19 protein-coding genes and 4 tRNA genes are annotated in these 25,534 nt (G+C 73.0%); 19 read left to right on the top strand and 4 right to left on the bottom strand.

What is annotated here, in order from left to right:
- Positions 1-18: 18 nt before the first annotated feature.
- Positions 19-2,715: a DEAD/DEAH box helicase gene (locus H6X67_RS01090; RefSeq protein WP_249368153.1), complete on the bottom strand. Its 2,697-nt coding sequence runs from the start codon at positions 2,713-2,715 to the stop codon at positions 19-21.
- Between the two features lie 125 nt (positions 2,716-2,840).
- On the opposite strand from H6X67_RS01090, the gene H6X67_RS01085 reads away from it, so the two are divergent.
- From H6X67_RS01085 to H6X67_RS01065, 5 genes are all read left to right on the top strand, one after another.
- Positions 2,841-4,334 (top strand): alanine/glycine:cation symporter family protein, encoded by a 1,494-nt coding sequence (locus tag H6X67_RS01085; protein ID WP_249368151.1) that lies wholly within the window; start codon positions 2,841-2,843, stop codon positions 4,332-4,334.
- 53 nt (positions 4,335-4,387) lie between these two features.
- Entirely contained in the window at positions 4,388-5,830 is a 1,443-nt protein-coding gene (locus tag H6X67_RS01080) for an alanine/glycine:cation symporter family protein (RefSeq protein WP_249368192.1), read from the top strand.
- 3 nt (positions 5,831-5,833) lie between these two features.
- Positions 5,834-7,327 (top strand): alanine/glycine:cation symporter family protein, encoded by a 1,494-nt coding sequence (locus tag H6X67_RS01075; protein WP_249368149.1) that lies wholly within the window; start codon positions 5,834-5,836, stop codon positions 7,325-7,327.
- A gap of 103 nt (positions 7,328-7,430) precedes the next feature.
- A complete protein-coding gene (locus tag H6X67_RS01070) occupies positions 7,431-8,966 on the top strand; it encodes an alanine/glycine:cation symporter family protein (protein WP_249368147.1) in 1,536 nt (511 codons plus the stop codon).
- A gap of 46 nt (positions 8,967-9,012) precedes the next feature.
- A complete protein-coding gene (locus H6X67_RS01065) occupies positions 9,013-9,846 on the top strand; it encodes a fumarylacetoacetate hydrolase family protein (RefSeq protein WP_249368145.1) in 834 nt (277 codons plus the stop codon).
- Between the two features lie 85 nt (positions 9,847-9,931).
- Here H6X67_RS01065 and H6X67_RS01060 read toward each other — a convergent pair whose 3' ends face one another.
- Positions 9,932-11,131 carry a MalY/PatB family protein gene (locus H6X67_RS01060; RefSeq protein ID WP_249368143.1) on the bottom strand — a complete coding sequence of 400 codons (1,200 nt, stop codon included), beginning with the start codon at positions 11,129-11,131 and terminating at the stop codon, positions 9,932-9,934.
- 90 nt (positions 11,132-11,221) lie between these two features.
- Here H6X67_RS01060 and gltX point away from each other — a divergent pair, with 90 nt between their 5' ends.
- Entirely contained in the window at positions 11,222-12,796 is a 1,575-nt protein-coding gene (gltX, locus tag H6X67_RS01055; RefSeq protein WP_283251265.1) for a glutamate--tRNA ligase, read from the top strand.
- Positions 12,797-12,880: 84 nt separating this feature from the next.
- Here gltX and H6X67_RS01050 read toward each other — a convergent pair whose 3' ends face one another.
- Positions 12,881-13,690 carry a hypothetical protein gene (locus H6X67_RS01050; protein WP_249376356.1) on the bottom strand — a complete coding sequence of 270 codons (810 nt, stop codon included), beginning with the start codon at positions 13,688-13,690 and terminating at the stop codon, positions 12,881-12,883.
- 293 nt (positions 13,691-13,983) lie between these two features.
- Here H6X67_RS01050 and H6X67_RS01045 point away from each other — a divergent pair.
- The 7 genes from H6X67_RS01045 to H6X67_RS01015 all read left to right on the top strand — a co-directional run bounded on the left by H6X67_RS01045 (position 13,984) and on the right by H6X67_RS01015 (position 20,049).
- A tRNA-Gln gene (locus tag H6X67_RS01045) sits at positions 13,984-14,055 on the top strand.
- Between the two features lie 72 nt (positions 14,056-14,127).
- A tRNA-Glu gene (locus tag H6X67_RS01040) sits at positions 14,128-14,200 on the top strand.
- Positions 14,201-14,233: 33 nt separating this feature from the next.
- Positions 14,234-14,306: transfer RNA gene (locus H6X67_RS01035), tRNA-Glu, on the top strand.
- A 52-nt stretch (positions 14,307-14,358) separates the two neighbouring features.
- Positions 14,359-14,431: transfer RNA gene (locus tag H6X67_RS01030), tRNA-Glu, on the top strand.
- A 147-nt stretch (positions 14,432-14,578) separates the two neighbouring features.
- Positions 14,579-16,213 (top strand): ribonuclease J, encoded by a 1,635-nt coding sequence (locus tag H6X67_RS01025; RefSeq protein ID WP_249368188.1) that lies wholly within the window; start codon positions 14,579-14,581, stop codon positions 16,211-16,213.
- Positions 16,214-16,220: 7 nt separating this feature from the next.
- Positions 16,221-17,138 carry a PfkB family carbohydrate kinase gene (locus H6X67_RS01020; RefSeq protein ID WP_249368139.1) on the top strand — a complete coding sequence of 306 codons (918 nt, stop codon included), beginning with the start codon at positions 16,221-16,223 and terminating at the stop codon, positions 17,136-17,138.
- A gap of 85 nt (positions 17,139-17,223) precedes the next feature.
- Positions 17,224-20,049, top strand: coding sequence for a DNA translocase FtsK (locus tag H6X67_RS01015; protein ID WP_249376987.1), 2,826 nt, complete (start codon positions 17,224-17,226; stop codon positions 20,047-20,049).
- Between the two features lie 36 nt (positions 20,050-20,085).
- Here H6X67_RS01015 and H6X67_RS01010 read toward each other — a convergent pair whose 3' ends face one another.
- Positions 20,086-21,441, bottom strand: a complete 1,356-nt coding sequence (locus H6X67_RS01010; RefSeq protein WP_249376985.1) for a CapA family protein — start codon at positions 21,439-21,441, stop codon at positions 20,086-20,088.
- A 25-nt stretch (positions 21,442-21,466) separates the two neighbouring features.
- On the opposite strand from H6X67_RS01010, the gene pgsA reads away from it, so the two are divergent.
- The 6 genes from pgsA (at position 21,467) to H6X67_RS00980 (ending at position 25,447) form a co-directional block, all read left to right on the top strand.
- Positions 21,467-22,081 (top strand): CDP-diacylglycerol--glycerol-3-phosphate 3-phosphatidyltransferase, encoded by a 615-nt coding sequence (gene pgsA, locus H6X67_RS01005; RefSeq protein WP_249368436.1) that lies wholly within the window; start codon positions 21,467-21,469, stop codon positions 22,079-22,081.
- Positions 22,078-22,614 (top strand): CinA family protein, encoded by a 537-nt coding sequence (locus tag H6X67_RS01000; RefSeq protein WP_396121339.1) that lies wholly within the window; start codon positions 22,078-22,080, stop codon positions 22,612-22,614. The genes pgsA and H6X67_RS01000 overlap by 4 nt, the downstream gene beginning before the upstream one ends.
- A 117-nt stretch (positions 22,615-22,731) precedes the next feature.
- Positions 22,732-23,148 (top strand): helix-turn-helix domain-containing protein, encoded by a 417-nt coding sequence (locus tag H6X67_RS00995; RefSeq protein ID WP_283251264.1) that lies wholly within the window; start codon positions 22,732-22,734, stop codon positions 23,146-23,148.
- Between the two features lie 45 nt (positions 23,149-23,193).
- Positions 23,194-23,424, top strand: a complete 231-nt coding sequence (locus H6X67_RS00990; RefSeq protein ID WP_249368434.1) for a DUF3046 domain-containing protein — start codon at positions 23,194-23,196, stop codon at positions 23,422-23,424.
- Positions 23,425-23,771: 347 nt separating this feature from the next.
- Positions 23,772-24,938, top strand: coding sequence for a recombinase RecA (recA, locus tag H6X67_RS00985; protein ID WP_249368433.1), 1,167 nt, complete (start codon positions 23,772-23,774; stop codon positions 24,936-24,938).
- Positions 24,938-25,447, top strand: coding sequence for a regulatory protein RecX (locus tag H6X67_RS00980; RefSeq protein WP_249368432.1), 510 nt, complete (start codon positions 24,938-24,940; stop codon positions 25,445-25,447). The genes recA and H6X67_RS00980 overlap by 1 nt, the downstream gene beginning before the upstream one ends.
- The last annotated feature ends 87 nt before the right edge of the window (positions 25,448-25,534 follow it).

Raw genomic sequence — 25,534 nt, 5'->3', positions numbered from 1 at the left:
GGGCGCCTGGCACCGTGCTCAGCCCTGCGGGCCCACCGACAGCAGGCGCAGCACCACCCGACCGGCCTCGTCACTGGCCGCCAGGTCCACGAGCGCGACCAGGCGCCAGTCGTGGTCGCCCTCTGGGTCCTCGATGACCTGGGTCGCCAGCCACACCCTGCGCCCGCTCCTGCCCAGCGCCTCAATGAGCCGCTCGGAGACCCCGGCAACGGCCAGCGCCTGCTCATCCGGCGCCTCGTCCAGCGGCGCCAGGGCGACGGCGCGCGCCGCGGTGTCCGTGCCGACCCAGTCGTACTCGTCCCAGTAGCGGGCCAGCGCCTCGTCCCAGCGCTCCTCACCCCAGCCGGAGGCGGCGTCCAGCCGGCCCAGGCCCTCGACGTCGTCACGGGCCATGAGCTCGACCCGCCGGAACATCTCCCGGCGCACCGCCACCCGGAAGGCGTGCAGGTTGCGGGTGAGGGCGACCCTGCCGTCCGCGTCCGCACCGAAGGCCCGCTCCACCCCGATCGAGTCGTCAGCACCGGGCCGGTCGCCCTCGAGCAGGGCCGCGCCCTCCGCCGCCCGCCCGGCCTGGGCGGCCCCCAGGGCCTCCCACTCGTCCAGCAGGGAGGAGTCCACCGCCCGCACGAGGGCGCCGAGCCAGTCGATGACGGCGCTCACCTCCTCGGTGCGGTGCTCCTCGGGCACCACCTGGCGCAGGGCCCGGTAGGCGTCCGTGAGGTAGCGCAGGACCACGCCCTCGCTGCGCCCCAGCTCGTAGCGCGAGACGAGGTCCGAGAAGGTCATGGCGTTCTCCACCATGTCCCGCACGACGCTCTTGGGGCTCAGCTCGTACTGGGCCACCCACGGGTTGGCCCGCCGGTACGTCTCCAGCGCCGGGGCCAGCAGCTCTGCCAGCGGCCTGGGCCAGGTGACCTCCTCCAGGGCCGCCATCCGCTCGTCGTAGTCCAGGCCCTCGGCCTTCATCGCCGCGACCGCCTCGCCCCGCGCCTGGCGCTGCTGGGCGTACAGCAACGGGCGCGGGTCGTCCAGGGTCGCCTCGACGACGCTGACGACGTCGAGCGCGTGCGCGGGCGAGTCCACCCCCAGCAGGTCCATCGCGGCCAGGGCGAAGGGCGCCAGCGGCTGGTGCAGCGCGAAGTCGTCGGGCAGGTCCACCGCCAGGCGCAGACGGGGGCGCCCGTCCCGGGCCGCCCGGGCGCTCGAGACGTGCTCGAGCACGCCGGCGGTGCGCAGGGACAGGTAGATCGCCACCGCCTGGCGCACGTTGACGCGCCGCTCCGAGGCCGTGCACTGCACCCGCCCCAGCAGCCGGGCCATGTGGGCCACCGGGTCCCCGGGACGCTCCATGAGGCTGAGCACCATCGTCGTCGTCACCTGGAACTGGCTCGTCAGCGTCTCAGGGGCGCTGTCGCGCAGCCGCTCGAAGGTCTTGTCCGTCCAGTTCACCCGCCCCTCGGGCGCCTTCTTGCGCACGATCTTGCGGCGCTTGCGCTCGTCGTCACCCGCCTTGGCCAGGGCCCTGGCGTTGTCGATGACGTGCTCGGGCGCCTGCACGCTCACGTAGCCGCGCGTGTCGAAGCCCGCCCGTCCCGCCCGCCCGGCGATCTGGTGGAACTCGCGGGCCGTGAGGTGGCGCTCCTTGGCGCCGTCGAACTTCACCAGGCTCGTGAGCACGACGCTGCGGATGGGCACGTTGATGCCCACGCCGAGCGTGTCCGTGCCGCAGATGACGCTCAGCAGGCCCTCGCGGGCCAGGCGCTCGACGAGGCGCCGGTAGCGCGGCAGCATGCCGGCGTGGTGCACGCCGATGCCCGAGCGCAGCAGCCGCGAGAGCGTCGCACCGAAGCCGGGACCAAAGCGGAAGGCCCCCAGGGCCGCCGCCACCGCCGCCCTGCGCTCCTTGGGCACGAGGTCCACGCCCAGCAGCGCCGTCGCCCGCTCGATCGCCTCCTTCTGGGAGAAGTGGACGACGTACACCGGAGCCCTGCCCTGCTGCACGAGCCGCTGCAGGAGCTCGCCGATGGGCTCGACGACGTACTCCATCTCCAAGGGCACGGGCCGCTCGGCGTCGTCGACGACGGCGACCTCACGCCCGGTGCGCTGCTGGATGTCCCGCACGAAGAAGGACACGTCGCCCAGCGTCGCCGACAGCAGCACCATCTGGGCCTGGGGCAGCTCGAGCAGCGGCACCTGCCAGGCCCAGCCGCGCTGCGGGTCCGCGTAGTAGTGGAACTCGTCCATGACCACGGTGTCGACGTCGAGCCCCTCGCCCTCACGCAGCGCCTGGTTCGCCAGGATCTCCGCCGTGCAGCAGATGACCGGCGCGGCGGCGTTGATCGAGGTGTCCCCGGTGACCATGCCGACGTTGTCGGCCCCGAACAGGCGCACGAGCTCGAAGAACTTCTCACTCACCAGCGCCTTGAGCGGCGCCGTGTAGTAGGAGCGCCCACCGCGCGCCAGCGAGGCCGTGTGGGCCGCCAGCGCGATCATCGACTTGCCCGAGCCCGTCGGCGTGGCCGCGATGACGTGACGGCCCTCGAGGATCTGCGACAGGGCCTCGTCCTGGTGCGCGTAGAGCGGGCGCCCCGTCGACTCGGCCCACTCGGTGAAGGCCAGGTAGACCTCCTCCGGCTCCGGGACGCGCTCGGGGTCGGTGGCCGGGATGAGCGCGTCGAGCATCGCGTTGAGCGCGGGTGCGGTGGGGGAGGGCATGCCGTCATGCTCCCACACGGGCCCGCGCACCGGCCCGGACGACTATGCGGACGGCCCCGAGGACAGCCGCCCGGGTGTGAGAGCATGCGCCGGACACCCCGCCCCCTCCCGAAGGCACACCCCCTATGGACGCCCTCGCCGCCGACCTGCTGACGATCGCCGACTGGACCACCTCCCACATCACCATGTGGGTCCTCATCGCCACCGGCCTGCTCCTCACCGTCGTCACCCGCGCCGTCCAGGTGCGCCACCTGCCCGCCATGCTGCGCGCCGTCGCCGGCTCACGCGCAGGCGCCGAGGGCGGCATCTCCTCCTTCCAGGCCTTCGCCATCTCCCTGGCCGCCCGCGTGGGCATCGGCAACGTCTTCGGCGTCGCCGCCGCCCTGCTCATGGGCGGGCCCGGCGCCGTCTTCTGGATGTGGGTCGTCGCCCTGGTCGGCATGGCCACCGCCTTCTTCGAGGCCACCCTCGCCCAGGTCTTCAAGGTCCGCTCCGACGACGGCTCCTTCCGGGGCGGGCCCGCCTTCTACATGGCCCGCGGCATGCGCTCCAAGCCCATGGCCGTCGTCTTCTCCGTCATCTCCGTCGTCACCTGCGGCTTCATCATCACCTCGGTGCAGGCCAACGCCGTCGCCGGCACCCTCGTCGCCGCCTTCGGCGCCTCCGACTCCGCCCTGCCCGGCTTCGGCGGGCTCAGCGCCGCGCAGCTCGTCGTCGCCGGCCTCGTCCTCGTGCTCACCTCGACGGTCGTCTTCGGCGGCATCCGCGCCGTCGCCCGCGTCACCGAGTGGCTGGCCCCCGTCATGGCCCTGGTCTACATCGTCCTGGTCGCCGTCATCTGCCTGAGCAACCTCCACCAGTTCGGCGAGGTCATTGGCTGGATCCTCACCTCCGCCCTCGCCCCCGAGCCCCTGGTGGGCGGCCTGGGCGGCGGCGTCCTCGCAGCCGTCGTCAACGGCACCAAGCGCGGCCTGTTCTCCAACGAGGCCGGCCAGGGCACCGCCCCCAACGCCGCCGCCACCGCCACCGTCGCCCACCCCGTCCAGCAGGGCCTCATCCAGTCCCTCGGCGTCTTCGTCGACACCGTCATCGTGTGCACCGCCACGGCCTTCGTCATCCTCATCTCCGGTCCCGCCACCTGGGGCGCCGAGGGCGCCAACCCCTCCACCCTCACCACCCTCGCCGTCGCCCACGGCCTGGGCGGGTGGACCGTGCTGCCCATGGCCGTGCTCATCTTCGTCCTGGCCTACTCCTCGATCATCGCCGCCTACGTCTACTCCGACGTCAACATGGACTACATCACCGGCGGCAGGCGCTGGGCCTCCTGGACGGTGCGCGTCATCTGCGTCCTGTCCGCCACCGCCGGAGCCGTCCTGAGCCTCGACGTCGTGTGGAACGCCGTCGACATCGCCATGGCCGTCATGACCGTCACCAACCTCGTCGCGCTCGTGTGGCTGTTCCGCTGGGGCACCGGCGCCCTGCGCGACTACGAGGCCCAACGCCGTGCCGGTGTCGCCGAGCCCGTCTTCGTCGGTACCGCCAACCCCTACCTGCCCGCGGACGTCCCCGGTGACGTCTGGGCGCCCGCTTCCTCCACGACCACCACCCAGGAGTCCTGATCCCCATGTCCACCGCAGCCGCCTCGGCCGCCACCCACGCCACCACCGCGCTCATGCCCGCGCTGAGCCCGCAGGACCTCGCGACCAGCCTCAGCACCTTCTCCGACCACCTCTACACCTACGTCCTGGCCGTCCTGCTCGTCGCCGTCGGCCTGTACTTCACCGCCCGCACCCGCGCCGTCCAGGTGCGCCACCTCGGCGCCATGGTCCGCTCGATCACCTCCTCGCGCTCCGGCGCCGAGGGCGGCATCTCCTCCTTCCAGGCCTTCGCCGTCGGCCTGGCCGCCCGCGTGGGCATCGGCAACGTCGCCGGTGTCGCCATCGCCGTCGTCGCCGGAGGCCCCGGCGCCCTGTTCTGGATGTGGGTCGTCGCCCTGGTCGGCATGGCCACCTCCTTCGCCGAGTCCACCCTCGCCCAGGTCTTCAAGGAGCGCGGACGCGACTTCACCTTCCACGGCGGCCCCGCCTTCTACATCAAGAACGGCCTGGGCTCGAGGGCCTGGGGCGCCGTCTTCGCCGCCATCTGCATCGTCAGCGTCGGCGTCACCGTCGTCATGGTCCAGACCAACGCGCTGGCCGGCGTCGTGCACGCCACCGTCGCCTCCGTGTCCCCCTGGATGGTCGGCGTCGCCCTCGTCCTGCTCGTCCTGCCCGTCGTGCTCGGCGGGCTCAAGGGCGTCGCCCGCGTCACCGAGGTCGTCGCCCCGCTCATGGCGCTGGTCTACGTGCTCGTCACGCTCGTCGTCATGGTCATGAACGCCACCGAGCTGCCCGCCGTCCTCGTCCAGGTCGTCAAGGGCGCCTTCGGGGTCGACTCGGCGCTCTTCGGCGTCGCCGGCGGCCTCGTCGCCGCCGTCCTCAACGGCGTGCGCCGCGGCCTGTTCTCCAACGAGGCCGGACTGGGCACCGTCCCCAACGCCGCCGGCACCGCCACCGTCGCCCACCCCGTCCAGCAGGGCCTCATCCAGTCCTTCGGCGTCTTCGTCGACACCATCCTCGTGTGCTCCGCCACCGGCTTCCTCATCCTGCTGGCCACCGGCACCTACCAGCCCGGCAAAGAGGGGCTGGTCGGCGCCGTCCTCACCCAGCAGGCCGTCGTCGAGCACCTGGGGGCCTGGACCACCTGGCCCATGGTCGTGCTCATCTTCGTCCTCGTCTTCTCCACCGTCCTGGGCTGCTACTCCTACTCCCAGGTCAACGTCAACTACCTGGGTGGCGAGCGCCGCGCCGAGCAGGCCCTCGGCCTGCTGCTCACCGCCGCCGCCTTCGCCGGCACCGTCCTCGACCTGCCGGTCGTGTGGGCCCTGACCGACATCGCCCTCGGGTTCCTGGGCCTCATCAACCTCGTCGTCGTCCTGCTGCTCTCACGCTGGGTCCTCGGCGCCCTGAGGGACTGGGAGGCCCAGAGGGCAGCCGGCACCGCCCACCCCGTCTTCCACGGGCACGGCAACCCCCTCCTGCCCGGCGACACCGCCGACGGCGTCTGGGAGGACTGAGGCATGGCGCTGCTCAACGACGTCCTCGGCACGCTGTCGAACTGGCTGTTCGGCACCGTCCTCGTCTGGCTCCTCATCGGCGCCGGCCTCCTGCTGACCCTCCGCACCCGCGGCGTCCAGCTGCGCCACCTCGGCGCCGTCCTGCGCTCCGTGGCCGGCTCGCGCTCCGGCGCCGAGGGCGGCATCTCCTCCTTCCAGGCCTTCGCCGTCGGCCTGGCCTGCCGGGTGGGCACCGGCAACATCGTCGGCGTCGCCCTCGCCCTCGTCCTGGGCGGGCCGGGCGCCGTCTTCTGGATGTGGGTCGTCGCCCTGGTCGGCACCGCCACCGCCTTCACCGAGGCGACCCTGGGGCAGATGTTCAAGGTGCGCCGCGGTGACGGCTCCTACCGCGGCGGGCCCGCCTACTACATCGCCCACGGGCTGGGCCTGCCCGCCGTCGGCGCCGTCTTCGCCGTCCTGTTCATGGTCGCCAACGGCCTGGCCATGCCCATGGTCCAGGCCAACGCCATGACCGCCGCCCTCGGGGCCTCGGTCTCCTCCACCCTGGGCGCCAGCGTGAGCCCCTGGGTGTGGGCGGCGCTCGTGGCCGCCCTCGTCGCCCCGGTGCTCCTGGGGGGCCTGCGCTCCATCGCCCGCGTCACCGAGCTCCTGGCCCCGCTCATGGCCGGCGTCTACCTCGTGCTCGTCGCAGCCATCATCCTCACCCACCCCGCCCAGACCCTCACCGCGCTCGGCGAGATCGTCTCCGGTGCCCTCGGCCTGCGCCCGGGCCTGGCGGGGGTCGCCGGAGGCGTGACCGTCGTCGTCCTCAACGGCGTGCGCCGCGGCCTGTTCTCCAACGAGGCCGGGCTGGGCGGCGCGGCCTGCGCCGCCGGCTCCGCCACCGTGCGCCACCCCGTCCAGCAGGGCCTCATCCAGTCCTTCGGGGTCCTCGTGGACACGCTGCTCATCTGCACCGCCACCGCCCTGGCCATCCTCGTGGCCGGGGCCGAGGACCCGGCCGTCTACCAGGCGGGAGTCACCGGGGCCGACGGCGCCGACCTGTCCGGCACACTCACCCAGACGGCGATCGCCTCCGTGCTGGGGGGCTGGACCAGCTGGCCCATGACCGTGCTCGTCCTCGTGCTCGCCTACTCCACCATCCTGGGGGCCTTCTCCTACGCCGAGGTCAGCCTCGACTACCTCACCCGCGCCCCGTGGGTGACGACCGCCCTGCGGCTGGGCGCCGTGGCCTGCGCCTTCATCGGCGGCGGGACCGCGCTGACCACCGTGTGGACGCTGGCCGACGTGCTCCTGGGCCTGGGGGCCGTCATCAACCTCGTCGCCCTGGCCCTGCTGGCGAGGTGGGCCGTGGGGGCCCTGCGCGACTGGGAGGCCCAGCGCCGCGCCCTGGCGGCCGGCACAGCACCCGGGCTCCGCTTCGTCGCCACCGCCAACCCCCACCTGCCCGGGGAGCTGCCCGGGGACGTCTGGGCCCAGGCCCCGGCCCGGCGCTGAGACCGCGGGGACCACGGGCGGCGGTGGGGGCGCGCACCGCGCCCCCACCGCCGTGGCGCCACCGCGAAACGGGGACGACATCAGACGACCCTACGCTGCCGCCATGCCCCTTCCCGCCCTCCTGGCCGCAGCGGCCTCCGACACCACCGCCCCCGACGTCATCGACGACGCCGCCGCCTGGCTCTCCTGGGCCTCCGGCTACCTCTACGGTTCCTTCCTCGCCTGGGTGCTCATCGCTGTCGGCCTGTACTTCACCGTCCGTACCCGCTTCGTCCAGGTGCGCCTGTTCGGGGCCATGGTCCGCACGATCTTCACCTCGCGTTCCAGCGCCAGGCACCACGACGAGGGCATCAGCTCCTTCCAGGCCTTCGCCATCGGCCTGGCCTCGCGCATCGGCACCGGCAACATCATCGGCGTGGCCATCGCCATCACCCTGGGCGGGCCCGGCGCCGTGTTCTGGATGTGGCTCGTCGCCACGGTCGGCATGGCCACCGGCTTCATCGAGTCCACCCTCGCCCAGCTCTTCAAGGTCCGTCACCCCGACGGCACCTTCCGCGGTGGCCCCGCCTACTACATCGAGCGCGGCCTGGGCTCGCGCACCTGGGGATGCGTCTTCGCCGTCATCATCACCTTCGTCTTCGGCTTCGCCTACGAGGCCACCCAGTCCTACGCCATCTCCTCGAGCCTGCAGGACACCTTCAACCTGTCCCCGTGGGTCAGCGCCGCCCTCCTCGTGGCCCTCACCGCCCCCATCGTCTTCCGCGGCATCAAGCCCGTCGCCCGCGTCGTCGAGGTCATCGCCCCGGTCATGGCCGTCGTCTACGCCGCCATGGCCCTGGTCATCCTCGTGCTCAACGTCAACGCGATCCCGCTGGCCCTGGCGGAGATCATCCAGGGCGCCTTCGGCCTCAACCAGGCCTTCGCGGGCCTGTCCGGCGGCCTGTACGCCGCCGCCATCAACGGCATCAAGCGCGGCCTGTTCTCCAACGAGGCCGGTGAGGGCTCGGTGCCCAACGCGGCCGCGACCGCCACCACCTCCCACCCCGTCAAGCAGGGCTTCATCCAGTCCATGGGCGTCTTCGTCGACACCATGGTCGTGTGCACCGCCACCGCGCTCATCGTCCTGCTCTCGGGTGTCTACGACCCGTCCACCGCCGTCGAGGGCGCCGCCGCCACCCTCACGAGCACCTCCGTGGCCACCGCCCTGGGAGGCTGGACGAAGTACCTCATGACCGCGGTCATCTTCGTCTTCGCCTACTCCTCGCTGCTGGGCAACTACACCTACGCCGAGATCAACATGGACTTCCTGCGCCCGGCTGAGGACGGCAGGGCCAAGCCGCACTACGGGCTGCGCACCGTCATCCTCATCGCCACCGCCATCGGCGCGGTCTCCTCCCTGGAGTTCGTCATCAACCTCTCCGACGTCGCCATGGGGGTCATGGCGGTCATCAACATCGTCGCCATCCTCGCCCTGGGCAAGTGGGCCTTCGGCGCCCTGCGCGACTGGGAGGCCCAGAACCGGGCGCTGAGGGCAGGCGAGATCGACCACATCCGCTTCGTCGCCCCGGGCAACCCGCACCTGCCCGGCGAGCTGCCCGGCGACGTGTGGACCGCCGACGCCGACCACTCGGGCCGCTGAGCGGGGCCCGCGCACCCGGGCGGGGCGCGGCCGCTAGGCTCAGGCCATGAAGATCGCGCGCTTCTCCACCGGTGACGAGCTCCGTTACGGCATCGTCGAGGGGCTGCCCGACGGTGACCGGTCGCCGTCGGGTGAGTCCCCGGGACACCTCATCGTCCTCAAGGGCGACCCCCTCTACCAGGTCCCCGAGGCCACCGGGGAGGTCGTCCCCCTGGCCGAGGCCCGCCTCGTCTCACCGGTCATCCCCCGCTCCAAGGTCATCGGCATCGGCAAGAACTACGCGGCCCACGCTGCCGAGATGGGCACCGAGGCCCCCGCCGAGCCCATCGTCTTCCTCAAGCCCAACACCTCGGTCATCGGGCCCGACGCGCCCATCGTCCTGCCCGCCTGGACGCAGGAGGTCCACTACGAGGCCGAGCTCGCCGTCGTCATCAAGTCCCTGGCCAAGGACCTCAGCCCCGAGGACGCCCCCCGGGCGGTCCTGGGCTACACCGTTGCCAACGACGTCTCCGCCCGCGACGCCCAGCGCGCCGACGCCACCTGGGCTCGGGCCAAGGGATTCGACACCTCCTGCCCCCTCGGCCCGTGGATCGAGGTCCCCGAGCCCGGGCGGGCCCCCGGCGAGGGCGCCTTCGACCCCGCGGACGCCCTCATCCGCACCCGCGTGGACGGCCGGGTGGTCCAGGAGGGCAGCACGCGGGACATGGTCACGGACGTCGCCCACCTCATCTCCTACGTCTCGCAGGTCTTCACCCTCCTGCCGGGCGACGTCCTGCTCACCGGCACCCCCGCCGGCGTCGGCGAGATCCGCGCCGGCCAGCGGGTCGAGGTCGAGGTCGAGGGCATCGGCTCCTTCTCCAACCCGGTCGTGCGCCGCTGAGACCCGCCCCTCACGACGACGGTGGCGCCGCACCCCTCAGGGGCGCGGCGCCACCGTCGTCCGTCCTGCGAGGGCATGGCGCCCGTCAGGCGAGAGCCCGGGCGATCCGCGAGGCCGTCTCCAGGGCCAGCGGCCGCGGGGCCGCCAGGTTGAGACGGACGAAGGACTCGAAGCCGCGCCCGAAGGCGGCGCCGTCGTTGACCGACACGCGCGCCCGCTCCCGCAGGAAGCGGGCGGGGCCGTCGGCCGCCGGTGTCCCGCTCAGGTCCAGCCAGGACAGGTACGTGCCCTGAGGGCGCGTGAAGCCCACCCCGGCGGTGGTCAGCACCCGCTCCACCTCACCGGCCGTGGCGTGCACGTAGCGGCGCACCGCCTCGATCCACTCGCGGCCCTCGTCGTAGGCGGCGACCGTCGCCATGGCGCCGACCCCGGCACCCTCGTGGGACAGGTTGCGCGACAGGGCCGAGGACTCCCAGCTGCGGCGGGCCGCACCGGAGGCGATGAGCTGGGCGCACTTGAGGCCCGGGATGTTCCAGCCCTTCGAGGCCGCCGTCGCCGTGAAGGTGAGGTCCGGGTCGGTCCCCGGGCGGCAGGCGTAGGGGGTGTGGCTCAGTGCCGGGTCCAGGACGAGGGGCCCGTGGATCTCGTCGGAGAACACGCTCACCCCGTAGCGGGTGGACAGCACGGCGACGGCGTCCAGCTCCTCGTGCGTGAGCACCCGGCCCACCGGGTTCCACGGATGGCACAGCACGAGCAGCCCGGCGCCGGCCGCCATCGCCGCCTCGATGCCGTCCAGGTCGAGCGCCCAGCCCGCAGCGGCGCCCTCGCTCGTGCGCAGGGCCGGCACCTGGACGAGCTCGCGGTCCAGCTCGCCCGGGATCGTGAGGAAGGGCATGTAGGCGGGGGTCGGCACGATGACGGCGCTGCCCGCGGGCGTGTGGCGGGCGATGACGGCGCGCAGGGCCGACAGCACGTCCGGCAGCGCCGAGACCTGCTCCACCTCCACCTGCCAGCCGTGGACCTCACGCTGGTAGCGGGCCGTGGACTCGCACAGGGTCTGCGTCAGGGTGGGGGAGGTGTAGCCGAAGGCGCAGTCGCGCACCGCCTGCTCAAGGACCGCCGTCACGGCGGGGGCGGTGCCCAGGTCCATCTCGGCGACCCAGGCGCCGATGACGCCCGGCTCGAGCGTCCACTTCAAGGAGCCGCGCCGGCGCAGCTCCTCAGCGGTCAGGGCGTCCCAGGAGGCCTCGAGGTCGGTGGTGGGGGACAGGTTCGCAGGTGTCACGGGGGTGAGTCTAGGCGGGCTCCGGGCCGGGGCGCGGTCACGGGGCCGGACCCGGTTGCCCGGGGTAGCGGGCGCTACGCTTGGCCCATCATGACTGCCACCCGCCTCCCCGAGACACCCACCGTCCCCGCCGTCGGCTCCTCGCCCGTCCGCGTGCGCTTCTGCCCCTCCCCGACGGGTACCCCGCACGTGGGCATGGTCCGCACCTGCCTGTTCAACTGGGCCTACGCGCGCCACACCGGCGGCACCTTCGTCTTCCGCATCGAGGACACCGACGCCGCCCGCGACTCCGAGGAGTCCTTCCACGCCATCCTCGACTCCCTGTCCTGGCTCGGCCTCGACTGGGACGAGGGCGTCGGCAAGGGAGGCCCCCACGAGCCCTACCGCCAGTCCCAGCGCATGGACCTGTACCGGCAGGTCGCCGCCGAGCTGCTCGAGGCCGGCTACCTCTACGAGTCCTTCTCCACCCCCGAGGAGGTCGAGGAGCGCCACCGCGCCCGCGGGGAGGACCCCAAGCTCGGCTACGACGGCTTCGACCGCGACCTGAGCGAGGAGCAGAGGGCCGCCTTGCGCGCCCAGGGGCGCGAGCCCGTCCTGCGCCTGCGCATGCCCGACGAGGACATCACCTTCGACGACCTCGTGCGCGGCCCCATCACCTTCAAGGCCGGCTCCGTGCCCGACTACGTCGTCGTGCGTGCCAACGGAGACCCCCTCTACACGCTCGTCAACCCCGTCGACGACGCCGCCATGGGCATCACCCACGTCCTGCGCGGCGAGGACCTGCTGTCCTCCACGCCCCGCCAGGTGGTCCTCTACCGCGCCCTCATGGCGATCGGCCGGGCCCAGGTCATGCCCCGGTTCGGCCACCTGCCCTACGTCATGGGCGAGGGCAACAAGAAGCTCTCCAAGCGGGACCCGGAGTCCAACCTCCTCATCCACCGCCACCGGGGCATGGTCCCCGAGGGCCTGCTCAACTACCTGGCGCTGCTGGGCTGGTCCCTGTCCAAGGACCAGGACGTCTTCAGCCCCGCCGAGCTCATCGCCTCCTTCGACGTGGCCGACGTCAACCCGAACCCCGCGCGCTTCGACCCGAGGAAGTGCGAGGCCATCAACGCCGAGCACGTGCGCCTGCTCGAGCCCGAGGACTTCCGCGACCGGCTCGTGCCCTACCTCGCGGACGCCTTCCCCGACCCGGCCGACCCGGACTGGGCGCCGCGCCCGCTGGTGAGCGCCCCCGCCTTCGCGGACCTCACTGAGCGCGAGCAGGAGGTGCTCTCGGCCGCCGCCCCCCTCATCCAGACCCGTGTGCAGCTGCTCGGCGAGGCCCGCGAGATGCTGGGCTTCCTGCTCACCGGCGACGAGGACCTCGTGCTGGACGCCACGGCCGTGTCCAAGCTCAAGGACTCCGCGCCCGCCGTCCTCGACGCCGCCCTGGCGGCGCTCGAGGACCTGGACCCGGACGAGTGGGTCACCGCCCGCCTCGAGGAGGTCCTGCGCGAGGCCATCGTCGAGGGCCTGGGCATCAAGCCCCGCCTCGCCTTCGGCCCCCTGCGCGTGGCCGTCACCGGGCGACAGGTCTCCCCGCCGCTGTTCGAGTCCATGGAGATCCTGGGAGCCGGCTCCTCGCTGGCGCGCCTGCGGGCCCTGCGCGCGCGCCTGGGCTGACAAGGACCGTGCGAGGGCCTGCGCGCCCTCAGGAGCAGGGCAGGGGCCCCTGCCCGCGCCCGCCCGGCTCACGCGCCCGCCGGGTCACTCGCCCATCGGGCCGCCGCTCACACCGGTCAGGCGCATGCCGGCCAGCACCTCGTGCCACTGGTCGAGGGTCATCTCGTCGCCCGCCCGGCACATGAGCATGACGACGAAGTTGAGGCCGGCGTCACCAACGGTGCGCGCGAAGCGGTAGCCGCGGACCTCACCGGGGCCGTCGGCCCACGTGTAGGTGCCGGTGTAGGTGACGTTGTAGCCCTCCATCGTCCCGCCCTCGTCCGTCACGAGGGAGACGCGTTCGCGGGCGGTCTCGGTGAAGGAGTCCATGTTGGCGGAGCCGTCGAGGAGGTTGGCGCTCAGGACCTCGTCGCTCAGGCCCGAGAAGTGGGTGGCCTCGTTGATGTCACGGGTGGCGAAGCCGGCGCAGGTGCCCGTGTAGGTGCGGTAGCCCTCGAGGTTGCCCTGGCTGGTGATGGAGTCCTGGTTGGTGATGGAGTCGTCCTGGTACCAGTAGCTCCAGTTCTCGTTGTAGAAGCGCACCTCGGGCGGCGTCCAGGAGGCGGTGGGCCGGCCCGGGGCCGCGTCGGAGGGGCGGGCGCCCACGCCTCCGGCCGCGGTGGAGGCGGTCGCGGTGGGGGAGGCCTGCACCTGCTCGATCGAGGGGCGTGCGGTGGCGGCGGACAGCAGGCCCCCGTCCTCGGACGAGGCGGAGGCGGTTGTGGCGTCGGAGCCCTGGCCGCCCGGTGAGCAGGCGGCCAGGCCGCTGAGGCAGCCGGTCACGCACAGGCTGGTCGCGAGGGCGCGCAGGACCCGCGCGTGAGGACGGGTGGGGCAGTGCGGGCTCGGGGTCATCATCGCCTCCGTGCTGTGGGGACTGAGGGGCCGGTGGGGGCAGGGCCGCGGCGGCGCCGCAGGACGCGCCCACCGGGAGTCTACGGGCGCGCCCGGCCGCGTGACGGGCTCCGGGGCGGGGAGCGCTCACCACCCGGGCGGGCCGGTGCCGTGCGGGCGGCCGCTGCGCTCGCGGGCTGCGGTCGGGCACTGTGGTCGCACTCACGCGAGGAGGATTTGGCGGCCTGAGGGGCGGCGTGTAGATTACTTCCCGCTGCCCCGGGCGGAAGACGCACGGGGACGCACCATTTCTTTGGGGTATGGTGTAATTGGCAACACAGGTGATTCTGGTTCATCCATTCTAGGTTCGAGTCCTGGTACCCCAGCGGAGAGCACGGGGGCAAGCGCCGGCGTCCTCACGGACCCGGCTCGTCCCGGGCCCACCACAAGTACATGAGGCCCCGTTCGTCTAGCGGCCCAGGACACCGCCCTCTCACGGCGGCAGCACCGGTTCAAATCCGGTACGGGGTACGAGTCAGGCGGCCGCAGCGCCCCTGAGTCAAGGCCCCGTTCGTCTAGCGGCCTAGGACACCGCCCTCTCACGGCGGCAGCACCGGTTCAAATCCGGTACGGGGTACGGAACGCGTCGAGCCCGAGGCTCGCGCGTCCCAGGGACAACCAGTTCCGACGCCCCGTTCGTCTAGCGGCCCAGGACACCGCCCTCTCACGGCGGCAGCACCGGTTCAAATCCGGTACGGGGTACGAGTCGAGGAGCCCAGCCGCACCCGCGGCCGGGCTCCTTTCTCCGTCCCCGGCCCCTGCGGCGGCCCGCCCGAGCGACTGGCTATGCTCGCTCCCGTGACGAACTTCCCCACGCTCAAGGCCCCCGGCCCGCTCCCCGACGGCGCGATGCGCATCACCCCCCTCGGCGGGCTCGGCGAGGTCGGCCGCAACATGACCGTCTTCGAGCTCGACGACAGGCTCCTCGTCGTCGACTGCGGCGTCCTCTTCCCCGAGGAGGACCAGCCCGGCGTCGACCTCATCCTCCCCGACTTCTCCTCCATCGAGGACCGCCTCGACGACGTCGTCGCCCTCGTCCTCACCCACGGGCACGAGGACCACATCGGCGGCGTGCCCTACCTCCTGCGCCTGCGCGAGGACATCCCGCTGGTCGGCAGCGAGCTCACCCTCGCCTTCGTCGAGGCCAAGCTCAAGGAGCACCGCATCCGCCCCGTCCTCGACGTCGTCACCGAGCACGAGGAGGTCTCCTACGGCCCCTTCGACATGGAGTTCGTGGCGGTCAACCACTCCATCCCGGACGCCATGGCCGTGTTCATCCGCACCGACGCCGGCAACGTCCTCGCCACCGGCGACTTCAAGGTCGACTCCCTGCCCATCGACGGGCGCATCACGGACCTGCGCTCCTTCGCCCGCTTCGCCGACGAGGGCGTCGACCTCTTCTGCGTCGACTCCACCAACGCCGAGGTCCCCGGCATGATCGGCCACGAGAACCAGATCGGCCCGGTCCTCGACAACGTCTTCGCCGAGTCCGACCAGCAGATCATCGTCGCCTCCTTCGCCAGCCACGTGCACCGCGTCCAGCAGGTGCTCGACGCCGCCGCCGACCACGGCCGCCGCGTCGCCCTCGTCGGACGATCCATGGTCCGCAACATGGGCATCGCCGCCGAGCGCGGCTACCTCAAGGTCCCCGACGGCGTCCTCATCGACGCCCGCGACCTGACCTCCCTGCCCGAGGACCAGCGCGTCCTCATGGTCACCGGCTCCCAGGGCGAGCCCATGGCCGCCCTGTCGCGCATGGCCCACGGCGAGCACCGCACCATCACCGTCGAGCCGGGCGACACGGTCATCTTCGCCTCCTCCCTCATCCCCGGCAACGAGAACTCGGTCTACCGGGTCATCAACCAGCTCATGCGCCTGGGCGCGCGCGTCGTCCACCAGGGCAACGCCAAGGTCCACGTCTCCGGCCACGCCTCCTCCGAGGAGCTGCTGCACGTCTACAACATCGTCGGCCCGCGCAACGTCATGCCGATCCACGGCGAGATCCGCCACCTCGTCGCCAACGGCGCCCTGGCCGTCAAGACCGGCATCCCGCCCCAGAACGTCATGCTCTGCGAGGACGGCGTCGCCGTCGACCTCAAGGACGGCACCGCCCGCATCGCCGGGCAGGTGCCCTGCGGCTACGTCTACGTCGACGGGTCCAGCGTCGGCGAGATCGACGAGACCGAGCTCAAGGACCGCCGCATCCTCGCCTCCGAGGGCTTCGTCAGCGTCTACGCCGTCGTCGAGACCAAGACCGGCACCATCCTCGCCGGCCCGGACATCCAGGCCCGCGGCGTCGCCGAGGACGACGCCGTCTTCGACGAGATCATCCCCGACGTCACCGACGCCCTCCAGGAGGCCCTCGACAAGGGCAACCAGGACGCGCACTCCCTCCAGCAGGTCATGCGGCGCACCCTGGGACGCTTCGTCGGCCGACGCCTCAAGCGCCGCCCGATGATCGTGCCCGTCGTCATCGAGGCCTGAGCCGCCCGTGCTGCGCCCACCCTGCTTCATCTCGACCGGCTCGGTCCTTGTGGACCTGCCGCTGCGCGTCGAGCGCGTGCCCTCGCCCGGCGGCGCCGTCACCGCCGTCTCCTCAGGCCCCGTCGTCGGCGGCGGCTACACGGTCGTCTCCGCCGTCGCCCGCCAGGGCCTGCCGACCGCCCTCGCCACGACCCTGGGCACCGGACCGAACTCCGCCCAGGTGCGCCGCGAGATGCTCAGCGACGGCGTCGAGCTCGTCGTCGACGAGCTCGTCGGGGACATCGGCACCTGCACCACGCTCATCGAGCCCTCGGGCAGGCGCACCTTCATCACCACCGAGGGCATCGAGGCCGAGCCCCAGGTCGAGGACCTCGAGCGCCTGGAGCTCATCGAGGGCGACTGGGTCTACTGCACCGGCTACGACCTCGCCCACGACAGCTCGGCCAAGCCCCTGTCCGACTGGCTCCTCACCCTGCCCCAGGGGGTCGGGCTCATCCTCGACCTCGGGCCCGCCCAGGCCGAGATCGACGACGTCATCCTCCTGCCCGTGCTCGCCCGCACCACCCTGCTGACGGGCAACATGCTCGAGATCACCGAGACCATCGCCCGCCTCGGCAGCCCCGACAGGCTGCGCGAGGCCGCCCCCGAGGCCCTCATCGTGCGGCGCACCGGCGTGCACGGCTGCGAGCTGTGGCTGCCCACGGGCGAGCACCTGGAGGTGCCCGGCTTCGCCCGCGACGTCGTCGACACCACCGGGGCGGGCGACACGCACACCGGGGTCCTCGTCACCGGTCTCATGGACGGCCTGGACGTCGTCTCGGCCGCCCGCCGGGCCAACGCGGCCGCCGCCGAGGCCGTCTCCCGGCGCGGGCCGGCCCGCGCGCCCCGGCGCAACGAGATCGACGCCCTGCTCGCCGAGGCCTGAGCCCCGGGGCACGGCGCACAGCACACCGCCCGGGGCGGCGTGGCAGCCGCCCGCGCCCCGGGCGAGCCGCTAGCGTCGCAGCATCATGGCCACTCGTCGCTCCTCGACCCCGTCGTCTCCCGCGCGCGGCTCCGGCCGTCGCAGCCGCACCACCAAGGCCGAGCCGGCCACGGTGGAGGCGCAGCCCGGTGCGCGCTTCCGCCGCACCGCCTGGGCCTTCCTCCTGCTCGCCCTCGCCGTCGTCACCGCCCTGCGCGAGTGGTTCGGTGTCTCCGGCGCCGCCGGCGGCGTCCTGCACCACATCGCCGCCGGGCTCGTCGGCGTGCTCGGGGTCATCGTGCCGGTCCTGCTCGTCGCCCTGGGCGTCACCATGCTGCGCGTGCACCGCATGGCCCCCGTCCACGCGCGGGTCGCCGTCGGCTGCCTCGGGGTCCTCACCGGCCTGACCGGCATCATCCAGGTCGCCAAGGGCAACCCCGCCATCACCGCGGGCCTGGGCCCCATCGAGGAGGCGGGCGGCCTGCTCGGCTGGGCGGTCGGCTACCCGCTCACCGTGCTCTTCAGCGCCGTCGGCGCCGTCATCCTCTTCATCCTCCTCATCGTCTTCTCCCTCATCGTCCTGTCGGGACTGACCATCGCCGAGGTGCGCGACCTCATACGGGAGAGCCGCGGCGAGGAGCGCCTGGACGACGACCCGAGCGATGACTCCCTCGCCCTGCGCCTCATCGACCGCCTGCGCGAGCACCGCTCCGCACGCGCCGAGCGCGACGCCCAGGAGCCGCCGACCTCACGCCTGGACTCCTACGAGGCCGACGAGCCCTTCGTCAGCGCCATCGAGTCCGGCCCCTCCCGCCGACGCCCCTCGCGCGCCCCCGGCGACGAGACGGAGCAGGCCCCCGCACGGGGCACGGGACGGCGCCCCCGCCGTCCGCGCAGCGCGCCGGACCCGCTCGAGGTCGCCACCGAGGACCTGTCCCCGGGCGGGCAGGAGGACGTCTCCCGCGACGCCGCCACCACCGTCATCAGCCCCGACGACGACCTGCTCGGACTCCTGGATGACGAGCCGCCCGCCGTGCGCGTCACCCCCGCCGCCCGGCCCGGCGCCACCGGCGTCCTGCGCCCCGTGCCCCCCGCCGAGCCGGACGCCGTCACCGAGGAGACCCCCCAGGTCCGCCCCGACGACGCCCTCGACCTCGCTGACGAGATCGCCCTGAGCCAGATGACGCTGCCCGGCGGCGGCGCCTACACCCTGCCGGCCGACGACCTCCTCGAGCCCGGCCCCGGCCACGCCACGCGCACCGAGGCCAACGACGCCATCGTCGAGTGCCTCCAGGGCGTCTTCACCGAGTTCGGCGTGGACGCCACCGTCACCGGTTACACGCGCGGGCCCCAGGTGACCCGCTACGAGGTCCACCTGGGCCGCGGCGTCAACGTCTCTCGCGTCACCAGCCAGGAGAAGAACATCGCCTACGCGGTGGGCAGCGACGAGATCCGCCTGCTCACCCCCATCCCCGGCAAGAGCGCCATCGGCGTCGAGATCCCCAACTCCGACCGCGAGATGGTCAAGCTCGGGGACGTCCTGCGCTCGGGCGTCGCCAGGAAGCAGGCCCACCCGCTCGTCGTCGGCCTGGGCAAGAACGTCGAGGGCGACTACGTCGTCACCAACCTCGCCAAGACCCCTCACCTGCTCGTCGCCGGTCAGACCGGCTCGGGCAAGTCCTCCTTCGTCAACTCGATGATCACCTCGATCATGATGCGGGCCACCCCCGAGGAGGTCCGCATGGTCCTGGTCGACCCCAAGCGGGTCGAGCTGACCGTCTACGAGGGCATCCCGCACCTCATCACCCCCATCATCACGAGCCCGAAGAAGGCCGCCGAGGCCCTGGACTGGGTGGTGCGGGAGATGGACGCCCGCTACGACGACCTCGCCTCCTTCGGCTACAAGCACATCGACGACTTCAACAAGGCCGTGCGCGCCGGCGAGGTCCAGCCCCTCGAGGGCTCCGCCCGCGTCATCAGCCCCTACCCCTACCTCCTCGTCGTCGTCGACGAGCTCGCCGACCTCATGATGACGGCCCCCAAGGACGTCGAGGCCTCCATCCAGCGCATCACCCAGCTGGCCCGCGCCGCCGGCATCCACCTCGTGCTCGCCACCCAGCGTCCGGTGGCCCAGGTGGTCACGGGCCTCATCAAGTCCAACGTGCCCTCGCGCCTGGCCTTCGCCACCGCCTCCCAGCTCGACTCGCGCGTCATCCTGGACCAGAACGGCGCGGAGACCCTCACCGGCCAGGGCGACGCCCTCTACCTGGGGCCGGGCGCGTCCAGCCCGGTGCGCATCCAGGGCTCCTGGGTCACGGAGTCGGAGATCCGCTCCGTGGTCGAGCACGTCAAGCGCCAGCTCGAGCCGGACTACCGCGAGGACGTCATCGTCCCCGAGGTCAAGAAGCAGATCGACGAGGAGATCGGCGACGACATGGACCTGCTCCTGCAGGCCGCCGAGCTCATCATCACCAGCCAGTTCGGCTCCACCTCCATGCTCCAGCGCAAGCTGCGCGTCGGCTTCGCCAAGGCCGGCCGGCTCATGGACCTGCTCGAGTCCCGGGAGGTCGTCGGCCCCTCCGAGGGATCCAAGGCCCGCGACGTCCTCGTCCAGCCCGAGCAGCTGGAGGAGACCCTGGCCTGGATCAAGGGCGAGGGGGCGGCCCCCGAGGTCGAGGACCCGGGCGCCGGCGCCGCCACCGCCGCGCGCGTGCCCTCCGGACTGCGCGAGAGCGCCGCCACGGACCGCTACGCCGGCGACCCCCTCGAGGCCGACCGGGGGGTCCCGCAGTCCGCCTCCTGGGACGACGACAGCGCCGAGGAGGACTCCGAGGACGCGTGGAGCCTGACCAACCGCGGCCCCTCCTGGTGAGCGGCGCCCGCCTCTGAGACCAGGACGGGCTCCGGCTCAGGAGCGCGGCAGCGCCACCGGAGCGTCGCCGGTGGGGGAGGGCGCCTCCTCGCTGTAGGTCGCGTTGTTGACCGTGGCCATGACCGCCTCCCAGCGGCGCGCGATCTCCCCCTCGGAGAGCGTGCAGCCCTCGGGGACCTCGCCGCGCCGGGCGGCCGCCAGGTCGATGACGCGGTGCCCGCCGTCGTTGTCCACGGTGAAGGGGTGCCAGTGCAGGGCCTCCACGCGCGCCTCCTGTCTCCCGTCGACGGCGGTGCTCACGACGACGTCGGCCCACACGAACAGGCCGATCCCCGCCATGACGGTGCCCTGGGCCTCGGACTGGTTCGACAGGAAGTTGCCGGCCGAGTAGGACACCCACATGCCCCGGCCGCCGGGCCCGCCGGGCAGCAGCTCGTTCGTCTGGGGCACGTGCGGGTGCGCGCCCAGCAGCAGGTCCACCTGGCCGGTGGCGGCGACGGCGGCGGCGTACTCGCGCTGGGCGTCCACCGGCTCCAGCAGGTACTCCTCACCGATCTGGGTGTGCAGCACGACGACGTCGGCGCCCGCCTCGCGCGCCGCACGGGCCCGGGCCTCGACGGCGGCGACGTCGTTGAGGTCCACGGCCCAGGCGGGTTCCGCGACGAAGCCGTTGAGGCCGTAGGTGGTGGAGATCTGGGCGACGGTGACGCTCACGCCCTCGCGCTCGAGCGCGTAGAGCTGGTAGCCGGTGGCGGCCTCCGCCTCGCTGCGGTGGGTGCCCGCGTAGCCCATGCCGTGGGCCTCGAGCTGGTCGGCGGTGGCGAGCACGCCCGCCAGGCCCTGGTCCCAGGCGTGGTTGGAGGCGGTCGCGCAGCCGTCGAAGCCGGAGGCGGCCAGCGCGGAGACGACCGCGGGGACGGAGGCGAAGACCGGGTAGCCGGAGGCGGTGCCCACGGGCGAGACCGGGACCTCCATCCCGCACAGGGCGAGGTCGGCGCCCGCGGTCCAGGGCGCGGCCCCGGCGATGAGGGGGGCGATGTCCCCGCCGCCACCGGCCGTGTCCTCCATGACGGGCATGTGGGTCAGGACGTCACCGGCGTAGCCGATGGTGAGGTGGACGTCGGGCGGCGGCTCGGGGGTGGGGCTCGGCGTCGGGGAGGGCGACGGGGCTGCGACCACGGGCGCGGCGGTGGGGGAGGGCGGAGGGACGGCACCGCCCAGGCGCTCGCGCAGCACGAGGGCGCCCGAGGCGGCCACGCCGAGCACGAGGAGCAGCACCAGGGCGGTGCGCCACCGCGGGCGCCGGGCGGCCGCGCCGTGGCGCCGGGCCCCGCTGCCACCCGCCCGGGCGGCGGGGGAGCTGCGGGAGGGACGTGGCACGCGGTTGCTCACCCGCCCAGGCTATAGGCTGGGCGTGATGAGCGAGACAGACACTCCCACCCCGGGCGGGCCCGGCGCCGAGGCGCCGCTGCTCAACATCGCCAACGCGCTGACGGTGCTGCGCCTGCTGCTCGTGCCGGTCTTCATCTGGCTCGTGCTGCAGCCGGGCGACGCCATGAGGCTCGCCGCGGCCGTGGTCTTCGCCGTCGCCTCGCTCACGGACCAGCTCGACGGGCACCTGGCGCGCTCGCTCAACCTCGTGACGAGCTTCGGCAAGATCGCCGACCCCATCGCGGACAAGGCGCTGACGCTGTCCGCCTTCATCCTGCTGTCCGTCGACGGCCGCCTGTGGTGGTGGGTCACCCTCGTCATCCTCGTGCGCGAGCTCGGCATCACCGTCCTGCGCTTCCTCATGCTGCGCCGGGCCGTCATGGCGGCCTCGCGGGGAGGCAAGCTCAAGACGGTCCTGCAGATCACCGCGCTCATCGGGCTGCTCGTGCCCTGGGGGGCCTTCCTGCCGGCCGGGGCCGCCCACGCCCTGGACGTCCTGGCCTACGTCGTGGTCGGTGCCGCGCTGGTGGTCACCGTGGTCTCCGGACTGGACTACGTGCGCCAGGCCGTCGTCCTGTCGCGGACGGCGCCGCGCCCGTGAGCCCTGCGGTCCCCGGGAGCCTTGTGAGCCCCGTGGGCGGTCCCGGTGGTCTCCTGCGGCGGGCGGAGCACCTGCTGGTGGCAGCGCGTGAGCGCGGGCTCACGCTGGCCGTCGCCGAGTCGCTCACCGGTGGGGTGGTGTGCTCCACGCTCGTCGGCGTGCCCGGGGCCTCCACCGTGCTCCTGGGGGGCGTCGTGGCCTACGCCACGAGGGTCAAGGCCGAGGTGCTGGGGGTCGACGCCGGGCTGCTGGCGCGCACCGGCCCCGTGGACGGCGAGGTCGCCCTCCAGATGGCCCGGGGCGCAGCGCGCGTGCTGGGCGCGGACCTCGGCCTGGCGACGACGGGCGTCGCGGGCCCCGGGCCCGCGGACGGCCACGAGGCGGGGACCGTGCACGTCGCCGTCGTCACCCCGTGGGGCGAGGCCGAGCGCGGGCTGCGGCTGGACGGGGACCGGCAGCGGGTGCGCCTGGGGGCCGCCGAGGCCGTCGTCGGACTCGCTCTGGAGACGCTGCGGGCTCCCAGGCCCCGCTGAGGCTGCCTCCAAGGCTTCTCCCAGACAAGCGGGTGAGGATCGCCACGACGCCCCGGGGACCGGTTCTCGCCGGCCGGGGCGGGAATGAAACCACGGACCGAACGGTTGCACCCAGCGATGAACAAGACGACTCACCCCCGTACCGCTCGCCCTGTCCGTCCCGCAGGCAGGACCGCGATGCGCTCGGTGCCGACGGCGGGATACGGTGCACCCGTGGAACCCGTCAAGACCGAGAACGTCCTCCTGCGCCGTGAGATCGGCGAGGTGCTGCGCTCGGTGCGCCAGCACCAGGGGCGCACCCTGCGTGAGGTCTCCTCCCAGGCACGGGTCTCGCTGGGCTACCTCTCCGAGGTCGAGCGCGGGCAGAAGGAGGCCTCCTCCGAGCTGCTGGCCTCGATCTGCCAGGCGCTCGACGCCCCGCTGTCCGCCGTGCTGCGCGAGGTCTCGGACCGCATCGCCCTCGCCGAGGGCGTGAGCGTGCCGGACACCGTCCCCGACGAGCTGGTGCGCCAGCAGCGTCTCTTCCTGCGCTGATCCCCCTCGTCGCCGCACGGTGACGGGGTGTGGGACAGTGACGCCATGAAGCACTCCGAGCTCTGGCGCGCCGTCGAGACCGTCTACGGGTCCGCCTACGGCCGCTCACTGGTGAAGGACCTCGTGCTGCCGGGCCTGGGGCGCACCGCCCAGGAGGCCCTGGACGCCGGCCTGAGCCCGCGGCAGGTGTGGGACGCGCTGTGTGACGAGACGGACGCCTCGGAGGCGGACCGCTGGGTCTACCGCGAGGACGCGCGCGAGACGCGCAGGAGGTGACCGGGCGCGGGGATGTCACGATCCAGGCCACCGTCCGCCCGGCACCCGCTCGCGGCCCGGAGCGGCCGCACGACTGCGCCGTTCATGTGACCTCCTCGGGGGTGCTCCCCGGGCAATGGACTGGATCGTGACACGCCGGGGCCCGGTTGGCATCTCGAACACCTGTACGACTACTGTCGTCCCCAGGCGACCTCCCGGTCACGGCCGTCCACTGTTGGCGGCTCGTGCCGGGACACGTGTCAGTGGTCCGGCATAGCGTCGCTCGCGGGCCCCGGAGAGGGGTACCCGCACCGAAGGACCAGCCCTGACCGCCGCGGCGAGGAGCCGCACGAGACCGAGGTAGACCAATGCCCGCAGCCAACCAGACCCAGGACCGCTCCAAGGCCCTGGCCACCGCCCTCGCCCAGATCGACAAGTCCTTCGGCAAGGGCTCCGTCATGCGCCTGGGTGACGACTCCCGCCCGCCGGTGGCCGTCATCCCCACCGGCTCCACCGCGCTGGACGTCGCCCTCGGCATCGGCGGGCTGCCCCGCGGCCGCGTCGTCGAGATCTACGGGCCCGAGTCCTCCGGCAAGACGACGGTCGCCCTGCACGCGGTGGCCAGCGCCCAGCGGGCCGGCGGCAACGCCGCCTTCATCGACGCCGAGCACGCCCTCGACCCGGTCTACGCCAAGGCGCTGGGCGTGGACACCGACAACCTCCTCGTCTCCCAGCCGGACACCGGCGAGCAGGCGCTCGAGATCGCGGACATGCTCATCCGCTCCGGCGGCCTGGACATCATCGTCATCGACTCGGTGGCGGCGCTCGTGCCCAAGGCGGAGATCGAGGGCGAGATGGGAGACTCCCACGTCGGCCTCCAGGCGCGTCTCATGAGCCAGGCCCTGCGCAAGATCACCGGGGCCCTGTCCGCCACCGGCACCACCGCCATCTTCATCAACCAGCTGCGCGAGAAGATCGGTGTGTTCTTCGGCAGCCCGGAGACCACCACCGGCGGCAAGGCCCTGAAGTTCTACGCCAGCGTGCGCATCGACGTGCGCCGCATCCAGACCCTCAAGGACGGGGACCAGCCCGTGGGCAACCGGACCCGCGCCAAGGTCGTCAAGAACAAGATGGCCCCGCCCTTCAAGCAGGCCGAGTTCGACATCATCTACGGCCAGGGCATCTCCCGCGAGGGCGGGCTCATCGACCTCGGCGTCGAGAACGGCGTCATCCGCAAGTCCGGAGCCTGGTTCACCTACGGCACGGACCAGCTCGGCCAGGGCAAGGAGAACGCCCGCACCTTCCTGCGGGACAACCCCGAGCTCGCCGACGAGATCGAGAACAAGATCCTGGGCGTCCTGGGCATCGGGGAGGCCGGCCGCAAGGCCAAGGAGGAGGCGCAGGCCGCTGAGCAGGCCGCTGAGCAGGCCGCCGCGCCCCAGGCGCCCGCCGCAGGCGGCAGCGCCTCGGCCCGCAAGCGCAAGAAGGCGGTGGAGGAGGCCGACGCCTTCGGTGAGGACGCCGGCGGCTTCTGATGGCCTGGCTCACCCCTGACGAGCACCAGCAGCAGGTGGAGGCGGCGAGGGACCTCGTCCTGCGCCGCCTCGACCGCTCGGCCGCGCCGCGCGCCGCCCTCGCCCAGCTCCTTGAGCGCAAGGGGACGGACCTGCGCGTCGCCGAGGAGGTGCTCGACCGCCTCGAGGCCGCCGGGGTCGTGGACGACGCCGCCTACGCCGCCACCCTGGTGCGCACCCGCTTCGCCGAGAAGGGGGCCGCCCGCCGGGCCATCGCTCAGGAGCTGCGCCGCAAGGGCGTCGGCGAGCAGGACCTCGCCGCGGCGCTCGAGCAGATCGACGCCGACGACGAGCGCTCCGCCGCGCTGTCGCTGGCGGCCAGGAGGCTGGCCCTCACCCGCTCCCTGGCCCCCGAGGTGCGCAGGCGCCGGGTGCTGGCGCACCTGGCCCGCAAGGGCTACTCGATGGAGGTGTGCGCCCACGCGCTCGAGCGGGCCCTGGCCCAGGAGGCCGCTGACGCGACAGCCTGAGCCAGGGCCCGCTCGGGGCCCGGTCCGGGTGCGTGCCGGTGTCCCGGCTGTCCGTCCGGGCCTGTGGCACGCACCTGGGCTCTCTGG

It is taken from the genome of Actinomyces sp. AC-20-1 (assembly GCF_023369555.1).
Taxonomy (GTDB): domain Bacteria; phylum Actinomycetota; class Actinomycetes; order Actinomycetales; family Actinomycetaceae; genus Actinomyces.
The sequence above is the reverse complement of the archived record's forward strand: the minus strand, read 5'-3'. Positions and strand labels throughout refer to the sequence as shown.